This is a genomic window from Microbacterium sp. AC145, assembly GCF_979258505.1.
Genome location: NZ_OZ409859.1, coordinates 15,907 through 32,217, shown reverse-complemented (window position 1 = coordinate 32,217; position 16,311 = coordinate 15,907). Strand labels below are relative to the sequence as shown.

The window sequence follows — 16,311 nt, the reverse complement described above, 5'->3', positions numbered from 1 at the left end:
GTCGGCGCCCGAGCTCAGGCCTCGGGCTCGCCCGAGAGGATGCCGCGCAGCCAATCGCGCGCCTCGACGAAGACGTCATCGTCGTAGCGCTCGGGGTACTGCACGATCTGCCGGTCGGCACGCGGGTACGACCCGAGGAAGACCACGCGCGGGCTGAACCTGCGGATGCCGAGCAGCGCGTCGGCCATGCGCTCGTGCTCGATGTGCCCGTCGGCGTCGATCACGAACCGGTAGCGGCCGAGCTCGTCGCCGATCGGACGCGACTGGATGAGTGACAGGTTGATGCCGCGCGTCGAGAACTGCTCGAGCATCTCGAGGAGCGATCCCGGGTGATCGTTCGGCAGCTCGACGATCAGTGAGGTCTTGTCGGCGCCGGTCGGAGCCGGGGCCGTGGTCGTGCGGGTGACGAGCACGAAGCGGGTGACCGCCTGCGCATTGTCGCCGATGCCCTCGGCCAGCACGTCGACGTCGAGGTGCTTCACGACGCCGGGGGCGGCGATGGCCGCCTGCGCCGGAAGCGACCCGTCGAGCACACCGATCGCCGAGGCGACGTTGCTCGCCGCAGGCACGTGCGAGTGCGTCGGCAGATTCGCGCCGAGCCAGCTGTGGCACTGCGCATACGCCACCGGATGGGCCGCGATGATCCGCACGTCGGCGAGCGTCGTTCCCCGCGGCGCCACGAGCACGAAGTTCACAGGCACCAGGTACTCGCCGACGATGCGCAGACCCGGCAGCGTGGCCAGAGCATCCTGCGTGGTCGAGACACCGCCCTCGATCGAGTTCTCGATCGCGATCATGGCGGCGTCGCTGCGCCCCTCGAGCACGTCGGCGAGCGCCTCTCCGACGTTGTGCACCGAACGTCGGTCCTGACCACGTGCGTCGGCGACCTGATCGAGTGCCGCCTCGGTGAACGTTCCGGCAGGGCCGAGATAGCTGTAGGTGCGGCGTTCAGTCACGCGTTTCACCTTAGGGCACCGGCTGGGGACAGAAGATGCGCGGATGCCGAGATGGGGGCAGACTGTGTGCATGACGAGCCGTGCCGGCCTTCCCGCCGAAGAATCCGATCTGATCGATGTCGACGAACTGATCGCCGCCTATTACGACCGCGTCCCCGACCCCGGCATCGCCGCCGAGCGGGTCGCGTTCGGCACGAGCGGCCACCGCGGTTCGTCGCTCACCAAGAGCTTCAACGAGAACCACATCCTCGCCACGACCCAGGCGATCGTCGACTACCGCGCGAGCCAGGGCATCACCGGCCCACTGTTCCTCGGTCGCGACACCCACGCCCTGTCGCTGCCCGCCGAGCGCAGCGCCATCGAGGTGCTGGTCGCCAACGGTGTCGACGTGCGGGTGGACTCGCGCGACGCGTGGGTGCCGACGCCCGCGCTCAGCCACGCCATCCTCACCTTCAACCGCGCCCTCGCACCGGATGCTGCCGGCCGTGCCGACGGCATCGTCGTCACCCCTTCGCACAACCCGCCGCGTGACGGCGGCTTCAAGTACAACCCCCCGCACGGCGGACCCGCCGACACCGACGCGACCGGCTGGATCGCCGACCGCGCCAACGAGCTGATCGCCGGCGGTCTCGTCGACGTGAAGCGCGAGCGGTTCGCCGACATCGACTGGGACGCTCTCCCCGGGTACGACTTCCGCGATGCCTACGTGCGCGACCTCGCGACCATCATCGACATCGACGCGATCCGCACCGCCGGAGTCCGCATCGGTGCCGACCCTCTCGGTGGAGCCTCCGTCGAATACTGGGCGCTCATCAAAGAGGTCTACGACCTCGACCTGACCGTCGTGAACCCCGAGGTCGACCCGACCTGGCGCTTCATGACGCTCGACTGGGACGAGAAGATCCGCATGGATCCGTCATCCCCGTCGGCGATGGCATCGCTCGTCGCCAAGAAGGGCGACTACGACGTGCTCACCGGCAACGACGCGGATGCCGACCGCCACGGCATCGTCACCCCCGACGCCGGGCTGATGAACCCGAACCACTACCTCGCCGTCGCGATCGACTACCTGTTCTCGCACCGCGCCGAGTGGCCGCGCGACGCCGCGATCGGCAAGACCCTGGTCTCGTCGATGATCATCGACCGGGTCGCCGAGTCGCTCGGACGCCGCCTGCTCGAAGTGCCGGTCGGCTTCAAGTGGTTCGTGCCCGGACTGCTCGACGGATCCGTGGCATTCGGCGGCGAGGAGTCAGCAGGAGCATCGTTCCTGCGCAAGGACGGTACGGTCTGGTCGACCGACAAGGACGGCATCCTGCTGTGCCTGCTCGCGGCCGAGATCATCGCGGTGACGGGCAAGACCCCGTCGGAGCGGTATGCCGAGCTCGAGCAGGCCTTCGGATCGTCGGCCTACCAGCGGGTCGATGCCCCGGCGACGCCCGAGCAGAAGGCGACGCTCGGCAAACTGTCCCCGGATGCCGTCTCGGCGACGACCCTCGCGGGCGAGGAGATCACGGCCAAGCTGTCGCACGCTCCCGGAAACGGCGCCGCGATCGGCGGCCTCAAGGTGCAGACCGAGCACGCGTGGTTCGCCGCCCGCCCGTCGGGAACCGAAGACGTCTACAAGCTGTACGCCGAGAGCCTGCGCGGCCCCGAGCACCTCGCCGAGGTGCAGGCCGAGGCGCGCGCCGTGGTGTCGGCCGCCCTCGGGGGCTGACCTCCGCTCGTCCGTCGCTTCTGGCCCCGTCTCTTCTGGAGCGTCGCTTCTGGCCCCGTTCGTCGAGTTCGACCGTGCGGGGCCAGAAGTGTGCCTGGGGGCGATAGCCCATGCGGGGTCGATCACGCATCCGGGGTCACTAACGCACCCGAAACCGCGGTTCCCGGTGCGAAAGTGACCCCGCCCGGCATCCGCGATGCGAAAGTGACCCCGCACCGACCGCGCGGACGCGAAATCGACCCCGCACGGGGCAGGCGGTCAGACAGACCGGGCGAGCAGCGCCCCGGCGTCACGCAACCAGCGGGCGGGTTCGGCCAGCGCGGCATCCGATGACCCGGCGATATCGGTCAACGAGGCGGATGCCGTGAACAGGGTCGTGTCGGAGTCGGCCGTGATGCGGCCGGCGGCGAGCAGCGCGTTCAGCTGAGCGGATGCCGCGAGGCCCGCGATGAACGAGGGCACCTTGCCGTCGCCGGACTGACCGTCGTACGAGCCTTCGCCGGTGATGACGACGTCGGCCTGAGCGATCGCATCCGCGAGGCCGATGAGTTCGGCGACCTCGGCAGCGCCGGGTGCGAGCGTCGCGCCCCAGACGACGAGCGCGCCCCCCGTTCCTCCCGCAGCTCCTGTGCCCGGCTGCGCCGGATCGAGGGAGAGCATGTCGGCGAAGCGCACCAGCGCAGCATCCACCGCGGCGATGTCGTCGCCCGCGAGTCCCTTCTGCGGACCGAACACCGCCGCCGCGCCGCGTGGACCCGCGAGCGGATTCGTGACATCGGTGAGCACGCGCACCTCCGGTGCCGCGCGGAGGCCCGAGAGGTCGACGGATGCGATGTCGGCGAGACCCCGCGCACCGCGCGAGACCGGCATTCCGGATGCGTCGAGGAAGCGTGCCCCCAGCGCGGTCAGCATGCCGGTGCCGCCGTCGGTCGATGCACTCGATCCGATGCCGACGACGAGGCGGGAGACGCCGTGGTCGAGGGCTGCGGCGATCGCCTGACCGAAACCGGTGGTGTCGGCGTCCCACGGGCGCAGCTCATCGAGCAGTTCGATACCCGAGGTCGATGCGAGATCGACGACTCCGGTGCCGCCGACGCTGCCGTCGGTCGGAGGAAGAAGCAGCCAGCTCGCATCGACAGGTGCGCCGGCCGGGCCGTCGACGACCACAGGCACACGACGAGCCCCCGGCACCGCGGCCTCGAAGGCCGCGACCGTGCCCTCCCCGCCGTCTGCCATCGGCCGATGCACGAACGTCGCGCCGGGATCGACAGAGGCCCAGCCCTCGGCGAGGGATGCCGCAGCATCCGCCGCGGTGATCGTGCCCTTGAAGCTGTCGGGTGCGAGGACCACCCGCGTCATCGGTCGACGCCCGGGGTGCTGGCGCGCACGATGACCGCCAGCGGCAGCGCCGCCTGCTGCCAATCGGCGTCCACCGTCGCGCGGAACGCCTGGTATCCGACCTCGCTCAGCGGCACGCGCACGGTCGTGAGCGCAGGTGTCACATCGCTGCTCGACGGGACGTCGTCGAAGCCGCACACCGCGATGTCGGTGCCGATCTCGCGTCCCGCGTCACGGATCGCCGCCATCGCGCCGATCGCGACCACGTCGCTCATGCCGAACACGAGAGTCCCCGACTCGACACCGTCGGCGAGTGCGGCGGTCATCGCGCGGACACCCGATTCCCGGCGGAAGTCGCCACGGATCACGCGATCGAGCGAGCCGCCCTGCGCTTCGAAGCCGGCGCGGAAGCCGGCGAGACGCTCGTCGGAGGTCAGCACGCCCTCGGCTGCCGCGATCGCGATGGCCGAGCGATAGCCGATCGCCGCCATGCGGCGACCGAGCTGTTCGGCCCCCGCTCGGTTGTCGATCTCGACGTGCCGGTTCTCGGCGCTGCCCGCACCGAAGGTGACGACGCGTCCGCCGAAGCGCGCGTATTCGGCCAGCTCCCGCGTCGTGTCGGATTCGGAGGTCTGTGCGGTGCGGGATGCTGCGAGGATCAGCCCCTGCGGTCGCTGCCCTCGCAGCGCCCGCACGATGCGTGCCTCGCGAACCGGATCGCGCTCGGTGATCGCGATCGTGACGACGAGTCCCTGCTCGTCTGCCCCGCGGGCGACGCCGGCGGCGATGAGACCGAAGTACGGGTCGGCGATGTCGGCGACCAGCAGCGCGATCACCGGAGATGTGCCGCGCGCGGTGGCCTGCGCCGACGCATTGGCCGTGTAGCCGAGCTCGGCGGCCGCCTGCTCGACCTTCTCGCGGAAGGACTCGGCGACCTTGCGGTCGGATCCGTTGAGCACGCGGGATGCCGTCGCGAGGGAGACACCGGCCTCACGGGCGACGTCGTGCAGGGTCGGGGCGGCGCCTCGCGCGTGACGCGGCTGGCGCACGCGGGAAGGGCTTTCCGGCAGGCTCATGCCCCGAGCATACTGCGGTGGGACCGCGAGAACGGGGAGCCGAGAGGCATCGCGCAGGGGCGCGTCAGGGCGGTCATCGGGCCGTCAGATCGACAGGTATGAGCGCAGCGCCGCGGCTTCGCTCTTCAGCAGTGCAGGATCGTCGCCCGGCACGAACTCGAGCAAGGCGTCGCGCACACCGTGGGCCACTGTGCCTGTCGCAGGGCCGACCGCCTCGGCGAAGAAGCGCGTCCACAGCGCATCCCTCGCCCTCAGAGGAAGACGCTCCTGCGCGGGCCACCAGGAGAAGACGTGTGCGGCGCTCGTGTACGCGGCGAGCGCGCGGTACTCGGCGAGCACGGCCTCGACGCTCGCCCCCACCGTCGGCTGCCAGTAGGTGCTGAGCGCGGGATGCTGCACGTCTGCGAGCAGCCGGAGCGTGGTCGGCGCCGTGTCGGCGAGCGTGCCGGAGTGGAACTCGAGCGCGAGGCCGATGCCCCGGGCATCCGCCTCTGCCGCCGCATCGCGCAACCGGGCGACGATCTCGCCCCAGTGCTCTGCCGATGCCTCGTCCGAGCCGAGGCGCCCTGCCCAGATGCGCACCCGATCGACGCCGAGGGCCTCCGCGCTGTCGAGGATCGGTGCCAGCTGTTCGTCGGCACCGGCCCGGAAATACGACCCGTACGAGCAGGAGATCAGCCCGGCATCCGCTGTGTCGGTCGCGACCTGCGCCGCGCGTTCGATGTCACCCACCGGCACGTGCACGTCGGCACCCCACTCGATGACCTCGAGCTGGGCTTCTGCCGCGAGACCGATGACCTCTTCGGCGTCGAGCGAGCGGAACGTCACGGAGCAGAGCCCGGGCCGGATCTTCGTCATGGTGTCATCCTCTCAGGGGTACGGCGGAGTCTCACGGGGCTACCGATATCTCGGAGAATCCGTTATGCCCTCATGCATGCAGCACGGATGGCGGGGCGCGATGCCGGAGTCCTGCCCGGATGCAGGAGTGAACCCCGGATGCAGGAGCGGAAACCGGGTTCCGGTCCTGCATCCGGGTCATCGTCCTGCAGACGGCCCGCGGGTCGCTGTCGCGCGACCGATCAGCGCAGGTGCGGCGAGACCGCGGCGCCGAACGACTCGGCCGTGCGGCGCACGACGTTCTCGGGAGCATCCGCCCAGATGTCGGCGTTGAAGATCTCGACCTCGATGTCGCGGTCGTATCCGGTCTCGATCACCGCGCGCGTGAGAGAGTCGAAATCGATCACGCCGTCGCCCGTATAGTGCCGCGACAGCAGGACGTCGGCGGCGAGCGGGGTCTTCCAGTCGCACACCTGGTAGGTCGCGATGCGCCCTTCGCGGCCCGCGCGCGCGATCTGCTCGAGCACCTGCGGATCCCACCAGATGTGGAACGTGTCGACCGCGGCTCCGACCACGTCGGCATCGAAGTCCGCCGCGATGTCGAGCGCCTGGCCGAGCGTCGAGACGACGGCACGGTCGGACGCGTACATCGGATGCAGCGGCTCGATCGCGAGCGTCACGCCCGCCGCCTTCGCGTCGGTCGCGAGCACGCCGATCGCATCGCGCACGCGCTCACGCGCACCGATCAGGTCGCGCGAGCCGGCGGGCAGCCCGCCGGCGACGAGCACCAGCACGGCCGTGGATCCGTCGGCACCCGCGGCGGCGAGCGTCGCGGTCTCCTCGATCGCGCGGCGGTTGTCGTCGAGTGCCGCGACGCGCTCCGGCCCCTCGGGGAGGGTGAAGAATCCCCCGCGGCAGTGAGTCGTGAAGCGCAGCCCCGAGTCAGCGAGCATCCGTGCGGCGACGTCGAGTCCGACCTCGTTCACGGGCTCGCGCCACAGACCGATCGCCTGGATGCCGGCATCCGCCGTCACCCGCAGCGCGGTCGCGAGGTCGGCGTGCTTGATCGTGGCCTGGTTGATCGACAGGCGAGGATCGACGGTCACAGCGAGACTCCGTTCAGGCGCAGCATCCCGTGCCAGCGCTCGCGCGCGAGCTCGGGGTTCTCGAGGGCGAGCGAGGCGTTCGCCAGTTCGACGATGCGGCTGAGGTGCACGAGGCTCCGCGCCGAGTGCAGCCCGCCCACCATCTGGAACGCGGGCTGGTGCCCGTTGAGCCACGCGAGAAAAGCGACGCCCGTCTTGTAGTAGAACGTCGGAGCCGCGAACACCTGACGGCTGAGCTCTTCTGTCGGTCCGAGGATCTCGAGGTAGCGCGCGGGATCTCCGGCATCCAGTGCCTGGATCGCCGCGGAGGCCACCGGCGTGATCGCCGCGAACGCCCCGAGCAGCGCGTCGGAGTGTGTGCGTTTCGTCTCGGTGGGTCCCTGAGCCTGTCGAAGGGTGTCGCCGCCGATCAGGCCGACGTAGTTGAAGTCGTCGCCGGTGAACATGCGCACGCCCTGCGGGAGCTGCTCGCGCACCGAGATCTCGGACTCGGCGTTCAGCAGGCTCATCTTCACGCCCGCGACCTTGTCGGGGTTCTCGGCGATGATGTCGAGCAGCACAGCGGATGCCGTCTGCCAGTCATCCGCACCGAAATAGCCCGCGAGCTCGGGGTCGAAGGCCGTGCCGAGCCAGTGCAGCACGACCGGCACCGTGGCCGACGAGAGCACCTCGCGGTAGACGCGACGGTAGTCGTCGGCGTTCTTCGCCGCCCGAGCGAGGTGGCGCGAGGCCATGAGCACGGGACCTGCCCCTGCTCTTCGGTGAAGTGCAGCTGCTCCTTGTAGGCGTCGATCACCTGATCGAGCGAGATGTGCGACTCGGCGACGTGATCGGTGTTGACACCGACCACGACCGAGCCGCCCTCTTCGCGGGCGACCTCGGCGCTGCGCGAGATGAGCTCGCGCGTCGCGGCGGCATCCAGCCCCATGTTGCGCTGCGCGGTGTCCATGGCGTCGGCGACGCCGAGACCCCACGAGTACACGTTGCGGCGGAACGCGAGCGTCGAGTCCCAGTCGATGTCGGCGGGCTGCCCCGGGGTGTTGTCGGCGTGCACCTTCGGCACCACGTGCGCGGCCGCGTAGGCGACACGGCTCACGAGCGGCGAGGCCGGACGGACATACCCGCCGCCCTCGAGCAGCTCGGCATCCGTCACCACGCCTGCGGCGTCGAGAAGTCGGAGAGTCGTCATGCTCAGCCCAGCGTCAGCGGGGAGAGCGCGACCTTGCGGCCTTCGGCGCTGGAGGTCAGACCGGCCTCGGCGAACTGCACGCCGCGGGCACCGGAGAGCAGGTCGAAGGGGTACTTCGTTCCCTCGACGAACGAGATCAGGTACTCCTCCCACTGCTGACGGAAGCCGTTGATGAAGATCTCATTCGTGGGCACGTTCTGCCAATCGGCGTCGTAGTCGTGCGTGTCTTCGAGGTCGGGGTTCCACACGGGCTTCGGCGTCGCGTTGCGCGGCTGGATCTTGGCGCCGAAGAGTCCGACGACGGCCGATCCGTGGGTGCCGTCGACCTGGAATTCGACGAGCTCGTCGCGGTTGACGCGCACGGTCCAGCTGGAGTTGATCTCGGCGACGATGCCGCCCTCGATCTCGAAGATGCCGTACGCGGCGTCTTCGGCGGTGGCGGTGTAGTGCTCGCCGTTCTCGTCCCAGCGGTCGGCGATGTGCACGGCGGCCTGCGCGTAGACGCTCTTGACCTCGCCGAACAGGTTCTCGAGCACGTAGTTCCAGTGCGGGAACATGTCGACGATGATGCCGCCGCCGTCCTCGGTGCGGTAGTTCCAGCTCGGACGCTGCGCGGGCTGCCAGTCGCCCTCGAAGACCCAGTAGCCGAACTCGCCGCGCACCGAGAGGATGCGGCCGAAGAAGCCCGAGTCGATCAGGCGCTTGAGCTTCTGCAGGCCGGGCAGGTAGAGCTTGTCGTGCACGACGCCGGTCTTGACGCCGGCCGCATCGGCGAGACGCGCGAGCTCGAGGGCTTCGTCGAGCGACTCGGCGGTGGGCTTCTCGGTGTAGATCGCCTTGCCGGCGGCGATCGCCTTGCGAAGGGCGGAGGCACGGGCCTTGGTCACGAGGAAGTCGGCGTAGATCTCCCATTTGGGGTCGGCGAGCGCCGCGTCGAGGTCGGTCGTGTAGTCCTCGATGCCGTGCTTGGCTGCGAGCTCGGCGAGCTTGGCCTCGTTGCGGCCGACGAGCAGCGGCTTCACTGTGATGCGGGATCCGTCGGGCAGCTCGATGCCGCCCTCTTCGCGGATCGCGAGGATCGACCGCACGAGGTGCTGGCGGTAGCCCATGCGCCCCGAGACGCCGTTCATGATGATCCCGATCTCGCGGGTTGTCGCCTGTGACATTGCTGGTCCGTTCTCTTCTCTCAGATCCCGCACGATCTGCGGGGAAACTTTGCGGGTAAGCGCTTTCCGACAGCATGCCATGCCGTGGGCCGGTGCGCAAGCGGGGGCGGAAAACGCTCTCCTACGAGCATCCCGTCTCCCGGTGCTGACGTGGCTGCCGTGGCTGCCGTGGCTGATGCGCCGCGGGCGGGGTCAGTTGAGCATCCGCACGCCAGGCTGGGTCACAAGTGCATCCAATAGAGCCGTTTCCGGTGCCGAACTGACCCCGCACCACGGGCCCGGTGCGATATTGACCCCGCTCGCTGCCCGCCCCGCGCCCCACCCCCGACGGCGATCACGCGTCGCCGAGGGCCGCGGCAGGCTCGGGCCGGTGCACGCCTCTCGGCCGGTAGCCGAGATGCTCGGCGATGCCGAGGAGATCCGCGAGGTACCAGATGATCGCGAGCCACATCTCGGTGCCCTGGAGTCCTGGTTCGGTCTCTGCGAGACCACGGGTCGTCGCCGACGGTTCCCGGAAGCCGAAGCCCTCACCGGGCACCCACATCGTCAGGGCGTCGGAGAGCAACCGCTCCGCGACGCTCTGCACCTCGGCCGAGCGGTGGCCCGAGCCGCGGGCGAGCCACAGCGGATGCGCCACATCGAGCACGTTGCAGGCATTGCGCGTTCCCGGCGTGAACCATCGCGGGTCGCGCACATGATCGAGAACGGTGTCGACGACCCGATCAGGATGCGGCAACGGCACCCCGAACTGCGCGAAGGTGCCGCGGGATGCACGATAGAAGCCGTTCACGACGGGCAGGAGGCCTCGATCGCGTGTGGCCGAACCCCACATGCCGGTATGGGGATCGACATTCAGCAGCAGCCAGCCGAACAGCGCCGCCTCCACCCCGTCGGGGATGGGGATGCCTGCCTTCTTCGACCACAGCAGCGCAGTGCCGAACCCGTCGATGTGGTGGCCCGCGTTCCAGGCATCCGTCGCCCATGGCAGACGCCGGCAGAGATCCACGACGCTCTCGGGTGTGGCATCCGTCACCCAGGTGAGCGGGACCGAGAACTTCGAGCCCAGCAGGTCGAGGGCATACCCGGTGCTCAGCACGTGATATGCCGCGTCGTCGTCGGAGAAGTCCGTCCCAGGCATCTGGCGCCCGTCGGCACCGAGCGGCGCCACGGCGCCGGTCGACGGGTCCTGCCATGCCTGCAGACGGCGGATCTGCGCCTCTGCCGACGCCTGGGGTGGAGCGGCGTCCGTGAGCAGATCGGCGATCTCGATCGCATCCGCCTGCGCCCGCACTGTCGGAGCAGCACCGGGGCGATCGACGAACATCCCCGCGTCATCGTTCCAGGAGCGCGCGAGCAGCGACGACGCCTCCGCTCGCACTCGCGCCCCGAACTCAGCCGCTCGCTCGCCGAGCCCGCGCGCGCTAGCGCCGGAACCTCCCGAGATCTGGGATTCGGCACCCTCAGGCGTGACCCGCCAGCGCAGGAAGCGGGCGGGATTCCCCGCGACGATCGCGCCCGCAGGAACGTCTTTGGTCACGACCGCGCCGGCCGCGATGACCGCGTGCGATCCGACGGCCACCCCGTCGAGGATGACGGCGTGCGAGCCGATCCATACGTCGTCGGCGATCACGATGCCGACCGATGTGAGCGGCTGCCGGAACACAGGGGTGCCCGGTTCCATCGAATGGTTGAAGCCGAGGATCGACGTGTGCGCGCCGATGCGCACGGCGTCGCCGAGCGTCACCTGGCCCCGCACGACCGCATACGGATTGATGCTGCAGTCGGCGCCCGCCACGAGCTCGCCGGTCAGATACGCCCCGGCGGCGACGTAGGTGCGGTCGCCCAATCGGAGCACCGCGTTGTCGACCGACGCGAGCTCAGAGACGAAGCACCGCTCGCCCAGGGATCGTTCCGGATGCCCGTCGATGAGGCCACGCAGCCGGGCGATTTGCGCCTCGCGCTGAGCCGCATCGGCGTCGTGCCAGAAGTCCCAGGGCGAGAACTCCTGGGGGTCGACGGGCACACTCATGCGCTCAGCTCCATGTCGAGTCGTGTGATCACCTGCGACGGGACACCGCCGCGCAGCAGAGCCTCGACGTCGTCGAGGGCCGAATCGGCGAGCCGCCGAGCCTCGGTGCCCATCGACCCGGCGATGTGCGGGGTGAGGGCGACGTTCGGCAACCGACGCAGCGGCGCGTCGATCGGCAGCGGGTCGGGCTCGGTGACGTCGAGCACGGCATCCAGTCGCCCCGACTCGCATTCGGCGAGCAGCGCCTCGTGGTCGAGGATCCACCCGCGCGCGGTGTTGATCACGGTCGCCCCGTCGCGGAGCGCCGCGAGCTCCGCCGCGCCGATCATGTGTCTGGTCTCCGGCAGAGCGGGAGCGTGCAGTGAGAGCACGTCGACCTGGCCGAGCATGTCGTCGAGCGGCACCAGCTCGGCTCCGGCCTCTGCCACCGCTTCCGGCGAGACGAACGGGTCGGCGACGAGGATCCGGATGCCGTCGAGCTGACCCAGCATCCGCACCACCCTGCGTCCGATCCGCGAGAAGCCGACGACGCCGACCGTGCGTCCGAGGCTTCCGTATCGCGCCGAACCGACCAGGTCACGCCACTCGAGCACGGTCGACGGCGAGCGCATGTGCACGAAGGCGCGCTTGAAGGCGAGGATGATCGTCGCGAACGTGTACTCGGCGACCGGCACGGCGTTGGCATCGGCGGCGGAGGTGACAGTGATGCCGCGTTCCCACAGTTCGTCGGACACCAGCTGCTGCACGCTGCCCGCCGCGTGCACGACGGCGCGCAGCCGTGGCATGCGGTCGAGCAGTGCGGCGTCGAGGCGCGGAGCCCCCCACGAGGTGAGCAGGATCTCGGTGTCGGAGATGTCGCCCTCGTCGATCCCCTGCCGCGGCGACGGGGCGAGCGCACTCAGGCGCGCCAGTCGAGCCTCGTCGAAGAGCAGGTCGAACACCTCGGGGCTCATCGCCGTGCGCACCGTCACGCGCGCACCCCCGCCGACTCGCGCGCCTCGTCGATCTCGAGCACCGGCCACAGCGTGTACCGGCTGTTCGCCCACGCCACGTACAGGGCGGGAGCGCAGGTCAGGCCGATCGCGATCGCGGGCATCGTGGTGAAGAGTCCGATCTGCACTCCGAGCACGGCGAACGACAGGGCGGTGAGATACCACCGCCGCACGCTCAGGTAGAGCGCGGCCTTGACGATGTCGCGCATCCGCGCGCCCGGCTCCTCAGCCAGCGCGACGAGTGCCACCAGGGCGGTGGCCAGCGCGATCACGGTGAGCAGGGCGAGCACGGGCACGATCATGACGGATGCCGGCGATGCGCTGACCGCGCGCACGTCGACGAGCAGCACCACGACGGATGCCGATGCGACCGCCCCGATCACCAGGCCCTTGCGTGCCGTGGCCTTCCAGCCCCGCAGGAACGAGCGCACCACCTGGGGCTCGCCACGGCCGAACTCGCGGAACGCCGTGAATGCGCCGGTCAGCGCCGGCGCGACCAGCGGTGCGGCGAGGGCCAGCAGCGGCCACGACAGTGCGGGGTCAGTGGTCATCAGCAGCACCACGAGGGGCGACGCTGCGACGAGCACGAGGAAATTGACCATCAGGCCGAGGTAGACGACGCCGAGGATCGTTGCCCAGGCGTCATGCGAGATGCGCTTCATCGGTCAGCCCTTCAGCCCGCTGGTGGCGATGCCCTCGACGAAGTACTTCTGCCCGAGCAGGAAGATGATCGCGATCGGCAGGACCGAGATCGTGAGTCCGGCGAACAGCAGCGCGTAGTTCGTGTCGAACAGGTTCGAGACGAAGCTCTTGAGGCCCAGCTGGATCGTCCACAGGTCGGGGTTTCGCAGATAGATGAGCGGCCCGAGGTAGTCGTTCCAGGTGTTCACGAACGTGAGCAGGGTGAGGCTGGCGATGGCCGGCACCGACAGCGGCAGCATGATGCGCCGCCAGATGCCGTACTCGCTGAGCCCGTCGAGACGCGCGGCCTCGCTGAGTTCCTCGGGGATCGTCTCGTAGTACTGCTTCATGAGGAAGACGCCGAAGGCTCCGAACGCCTGGAGCAGGATGATCGCCCAGAGCGTGTTCGACACCTTCAGATTCGACAGCAGGATGAACTGCGGGATCATGTACGACTGCCACGGCACCGCGATCGTGCCGATGTAGACGAGGAACAGGATGTCGCGGCCGGCGAACTTCATGCGCGCGAAGCCGTAGGCGGCGAACGACCCGGTGAGCACCTGCAGGAACGTCACGCTCACGGCCAGGAACAGGGTGTTGCGGATCCAGACGAGCATGTTCGACTTCGTCCAGATGTCGATGTAGTTCTGCCACACGAACGTCTCGGGAACCCAGACGACGGGCACCGAGAACACCTCGTTGGCGTTCTTCAGCGAGCTCATGACCATCCAGAAGAACGGTGCGAGCAGGCCGACCGCCGCGATGATCAGGGCGATGTAGCCGAGGGTGCGACCGACAGTGAGCCTGGTGCGCACACGGCCGGCGGGTGCCGGGGCGTTGAGCTTGCGCAGCGTTCCCCCGGTGACGAGGACCTGGGTCTCGGTCATCATGCGCTCCGCTTCTTGTTCCAGAGGAACTGGCCGATGGTCACGAGGATGCAGAGGAAGAACAGCGCCACCGCGGCGGCGGATGCGTAGCCGAACTGCGACTCCTCGAAGCCCTTCTTGTAGATGAACTGCGACAGCACCAGGGTCGACTGCCCGGGGCCGCCGTCGGTCATGACGAGGATCAGGTCGAAGATCTTGAAGGAGTTGATGGTGAGCATCACCGTGACGAAGAACATGGTCGGGCGCAGCGACGGCAGCGTGACGTTCGTGAACCGCTGCCAGATGCTGGCACCGTCGACGCGCGCGGCTTCGTGCAGCTCACGCGGCACGGTCTGCAGCCCTGCGAGGAAGAGGATCATGTAGTAGCCCATGTCACGCCAGGTGCTGACGATCACGACGGCGGGCATCGCCCACTCCGACGACGTGAGCCACCCCGGGGGCTCGGAGATGCCGATCGCCCGGAGCACCTCGTTGATGGGTCCGTAGTCGGGGCTGAAGAGCAGGTTCCACACCACGGCGATCGCCACGATCGAGGTGATGTAGGGGAAGAACGCGGCGGTGCGGAAGAACGCGACGCCGCGGAGCTTGTTGTTCAGCAGCAGTGCGAGCCCGAGCGAGACGACGATCGTCAGCGGGATGTGCATCACCGAGTAGTAGATGGTGTTCCAGAATGCGATGTGGAAGCTGCCGTCGCCCATCAGACGCTGGAAGTTCGCGAACCCCACCCAGTCGGCCTTGCCGAAGACGTTCCAGTTCGTGAACGCCATGTAGAAGAGGATCAGCACCGGGAGCAGGGTCAGGAACCCGAACCCGATGAAGTTCGGCAGGATGAAGCTCCAGCCGATCAGAGCATTGCGGCGACGCAGTGCCGAGCGTCTGCGGGGCAGTTTCGTCTGCGGCGGGGCCGCGTCGCGGCTCGGGGCCTCGGTGGTGGTCATGTCTCTCGTCTCCTGGATGCTGCGCGAGGGCGATGTCGGGGGCCGACCGGCGGCCGGCCCCCGAGTGGATCAGCCGACCTCGTTCTTCACGCGGTCCTCGGCGGTCTTGATGGCGTCGTCCACCGACACAGAGCCCGACATGACGGCGGTGTGCAGGTCGGCGAGGATGCCCTGGATCGTCGCCGTCTTGCTCGACGTGGGGTTCTCGGGGAGCACGTCGTGCGTCGACCAGGCGAACTTTGACAGATCATCCGTCGGCGCACCCTCGACCGCGAAGTAGGACTCGACGACGGCGTCGTTCGTGAGCGCCGGGGTGATCCCGATCTCGGCGAGCGCCTGCGCCCCCTCCTCGGATGCGGCGAACTCGAGGAACTGCTTGGCGGCGTCGGCCTTGGCGGAGTCGATGTTCGCGTTGATGCCGAAGCCCGTCGGGTCGCCGAACGTCACCGGGGTGTTGTCGGTGCCGGTGGTCTTCGCATCGAGCTGCGGCGCGGGAGCGATGCCCCACTCGAAGTCGTTCGCCTCGCCCGAGGCCTGCTGTGCGATGAGCGTCGCGGTGTACCAGGTGCCCATCAGCATCATCGCGGCCTTCTGCGTGCCGAACTCGCCCTGGTAGGTGAGCTGGTTGGCGGTCGAGGTGTTGAAGTCGACCTGGTCGCCGGCATCCTGCAGCGCGAGCGTGTTGTCGTAGTAGTCCTTCATGTTGCTGAAGTCGCCGTCGAGCACGCTGGTGTCGGTCTGCGCGTTCGCGAAGCCCTGCACGGTCGACTGCCAGCGGTGCAGGTACGTGCCCTTGGAGGCGTCAGTGGTGAGTGCCTCCGCGGCATCCGCGTAGTCGTCCCACGTCCACGATCCGTCGGGCTCGGCGACGCCGGCCGCCTCGAAGAGCGCCTTGTTGTAGAAGAGCACCCAGGAGTCCTGGCGGTACGGCACGGCGTAGGCGGCGCCGTCGACCTCGTAGGAGTCGGCACCGCTGATGCCGTCGGGCAGCGCCACGTCCGAGACGTCGAGCAGCTGGCCGCCCTCCTGGAAAGTCGTGACGTACTTGACCTCCTTCTGCGTGATGATGTCGGGGCCGGAGCCTGCGGCGAGGTCGGCGGTGACGAGGGTGTTGTACTCGGCCGCGTCGTACTCCTTGAGCTCGATCTTCACGTTCGGGTGATCCTCGGTGAAGGCGTCGGCGAGCGTCTGGAACTCGGGGGTCGTGTCGATGCTCCACCCCGAGAGGGTGAGCGTGACGGGGGCGTCGGGGTCGGTGCTCTCTCCGGCGTCACTGCTGCCGGAGCAGCCTGCGAGAGTGAGTGCGGCGACAGCGGCGAGGCTGCCGGCGGCGAGGATTCTGCGGTTCATGGGGTACTGCTCCTTTGCAATGACGGGTGCCCAGGACGGGTCGGGATACGGC

At 69.0% G+C, this 16,311-nt stretch carries 12 protein-coding genes and 2 pseudogenes; 1 reads left to right on the top strand and 13 read right to left on the bottom strand.

Features of this window, described 5'->3' with window-relative positions:
* Positions 1 to 14: 14 nt before the first annotated feature.
* Positions 15 to 965 (bottom strand): prephenate dehydratase, encoded by a 951-nt coding sequence (gene pheA, locus ACZZZN_RS00120; RefSeq protein WP_463503234.1) that lies wholly within the window; start codon positions 963 to 965, stop codon positions 15 to 17.
* A gap of 61 nt (positions 966 to 1,026) precedes the next feature.
* Between pheA and pgm the strand changes: the two genes are divergently transcribed.
* On the top strand, positions 1,027 to 2,670 hold the full coding sequence (gene pgm / locus ACZZZN_RS00115; protein WP_463503233.1) for a phosphoglucomutase (alpha-D-glucose-1,6-bisphosphate-dependent): 1,644 nt from the start codon (positions 1,027 to 1,029) through the stop codon (positions 2,668 to 2,670).
* A gap of 258 nt (positions 2,671 to 2,928) precedes the next feature.
* Here pgm and ACZZZN_RS00110 read toward each other — a convergent pair whose 3' ends face one another.
* The 12 genes and pseudogenes from ACZZZN_RS00110 to ACZZZN_RS00055 all read right to left on the bottom strand — a co-directional run bounded on the left by ACZZZN_RS00110 (position 2,929) and on the right by ACZZZN_RS00055 (position 16,259).
* Positions 2,929 to 4,029 (bottom strand): glycerate kinase, encoded by a 1,101-nt coding sequence (locus tag ACZZZN_RS00110; RefSeq protein ID WP_463503232.1) that lies wholly within the window; start codon positions 4,027 to 4,029, stop codon positions 2,929 to 2,931.
* Positions 4,026 to 5,084: a LacI family DNA-binding transcriptional regulator gene (locus ACZZZN_RS00105; RefSeq protein WP_463503231.1), complete on the bottom strand. Its 1,059-nt coding sequence runs from the start codon at positions 5,082 to 5,084 to the stop codon at positions 4,026 to 4,028. The genes ACZZZN_RS00110 and ACZZZN_RS00105 overlap by 4 nt, the downstream gene beginning before the upstream one ends.
* Before the next feature lie 84 nt (positions 5,085 to 5,168).
* The gene (locus ACZZZN_RS00100) at positions 5,169 to 5,942 is read right to left on the bottom strand and encodes a sugar phosphate isomerase/epimerase family protein (RefSeq protein ID WP_463503230.1); all 774 of its coding nucleotides are present in this window, start codon (positions 5,940 to 5,942) and stop codon (positions 5,169 to 5,171) included.
* A gap of 221 nt (positions 5,943 to 6,163) precedes the next feature.
* The gene (locus ACZZZN_RS00095) at positions 6,164 to 7,027 is read right to left on the bottom strand and encodes a sugar phosphate isomerase/epimerase family protein (protein WP_463503229.1); all 864 of its coding nucleotides are present in this window, start codon (positions 7,025 to 7,027) and stop codon (positions 6,164 to 6,166) included.
* Positions 7,024 to 8,216: pseudogene (locus ACZZZN_RS00090) on the bottom strand (dihydrodipicolinate synthase family protein). Before ACZZZN_RS00090 ends, ACZZZN_RS00095 begins: the two are co-directional and overlap by 4 nt.
* 2 nt (positions 8,217 to 8,218) lie before the next feature.
* Positions 8,219 to 9,382, bottom strand: coding sequence for a Gfo/Idh/MocA family protein (locus ACZZZN_RS00085; protein WP_463503228.1), 1,164 nt, complete (start codon positions 9,380 to 9,382; stop codon positions 8,219 to 8,221).
* 1,471 nt (positions 9,383 to 10,853) lie between these two features.
* Positions 10,854 to 11,012, bottom strand: a pseudogene (locus ACZZZN_RS00080) (DapH/DapD/GlmU-related protein); the annotation flags it as partial.
* Between the two features lie 395 nt (positions 11,013 to 11,407).
* Positions 11,408 to 12,382 carry a hydroxyacid dehydrogenase gene (locus tag ACZZZN_RS00075; protein ID WP_463503227.1) on the bottom strand — a complete coding sequence of 325 codons (975 nt, stop codon included), beginning with the start codon at positions 12,380 to 12,382 and terminating at the stop codon, positions 11,408 to 11,410.
* Positions 12,379 to 13,065, bottom strand: a complete 687-nt coding sequence (locus tag ACZZZN_RS00070; protein WP_463503226.1) for a DUF624 domain-containing protein — start codon at positions 13,063 to 13,065, stop codon at positions 12,379 to 12,381. The genes ACZZZN_RS00075 and ACZZZN_RS00070 overlap by 4 nt, the downstream gene beginning before the upstream one ends.
* Before the next feature lie 3 nt (positions 13,066 to 13,068).
* The gene (locus ACZZZN_RS00065; RefSeq protein WP_463503225.1) at positions 13,069 to 13,974 is read right to left on the bottom strand and encodes a carbohydrate ABC transporter permease; all 906 of its coding nucleotides are present in this window, start codon (positions 13,972 to 13,974) and stop codon (positions 13,069 to 13,071) included.
* Positions 13,971 to 14,909, bottom strand: coding sequence for a carbohydrate ABC transporter permease (locus ACZZZN_RS00060; RefSeq protein ID WP_463503224.1), 939 nt, complete (start codon positions 14,907 to 14,909; stop codon positions 13,971 to 13,973). The genes ACZZZN_RS00065 and ACZZZN_RS00060 overlap by 4 nt, the downstream gene beginning before the upstream one ends.
* A gap of 69 nt (positions 14,910 to 14,978) precedes the next feature.
* Positions 14,979 to 16,259, bottom strand: a complete 1,281-nt coding sequence (locus ACZZZN_RS00055) for an extracellular solute-binding protein (RefSeq protein ID WP_463503223.1) — start codon at positions 16,257 to 16,259, stop codon at positions 14,979 to 14,981.
* Between the last annotated feature and the right edge of the window lie 52 nt (positions 16,260 to 16,311).

Bases quoted from the DNA above. Each gene is read 5' to 3' on its own strand.
- ACZZZN_RS00060 (WP_463503224.1), bottom strand. From the start codon at position 14,909: ATGACCACCACCGAGGCCCCGAGCCGCGACGCGGCCCCGCCGCAGACG.
- pgm (WP_463503233.1), top strand. From the start codon at position 1,027: ATGACGAGCCGTGCCGGCCTTCCCGCCGAAGAATCCGATCTGATCGAT.
- ACZZZN_RS00100 (WP_463503230.1), bottom strand. From the start codon at position 5,942: ATGACGAAGATCCGGCCCGGGCTCTGCTCCGTGACGTTCCGCTCGCTC.
- ACZZZN_RS00085 (WP_463503228.1), bottom strand. From the start codon at position 9,382: ATGTCACAGGCGACAACCCGCGAGATCGGGATCATCATGAACGGCGTC.
- ACZZZN_RS00070 (WP_463503226.1), bottom strand. From the start codon at position 13,065: ATGAAGCGCATCTCGCATGACGCCTGGGCAACGATCCTCGGCGTCGTC.
- ACZZZN_RS00110 (WP_463503232.1), bottom strand. From the start codon at position 4,029: ATGACGCGGGTGGTCCTCGCACCCGACAGCTTCAAGGGCACGATCACC.
- ACZZZN_RS00055 (WP_463503223.1), bottom strand. From the start codon at position 16,259: ATGAACCGCAGAATCCTCGCCGCCGGCAGCCTCGCCGCTGTCGCCGCA.
- ACZZZN_RS00105 (WP_463503231.1), bottom strand. From the start codon at position 5,084: ATGAGCCTGCCGGAAAGCCCTTCCCGCGTGCGCCAGCCGCGTCACGCG.
- ACZZZN_RS00065 (WP_463503225.1), bottom strand. From the start codon at position 13,974: ATGATGACCGAGACCCAGGTCCTCGTCACCGGGGGAACGCTGCGCAAG.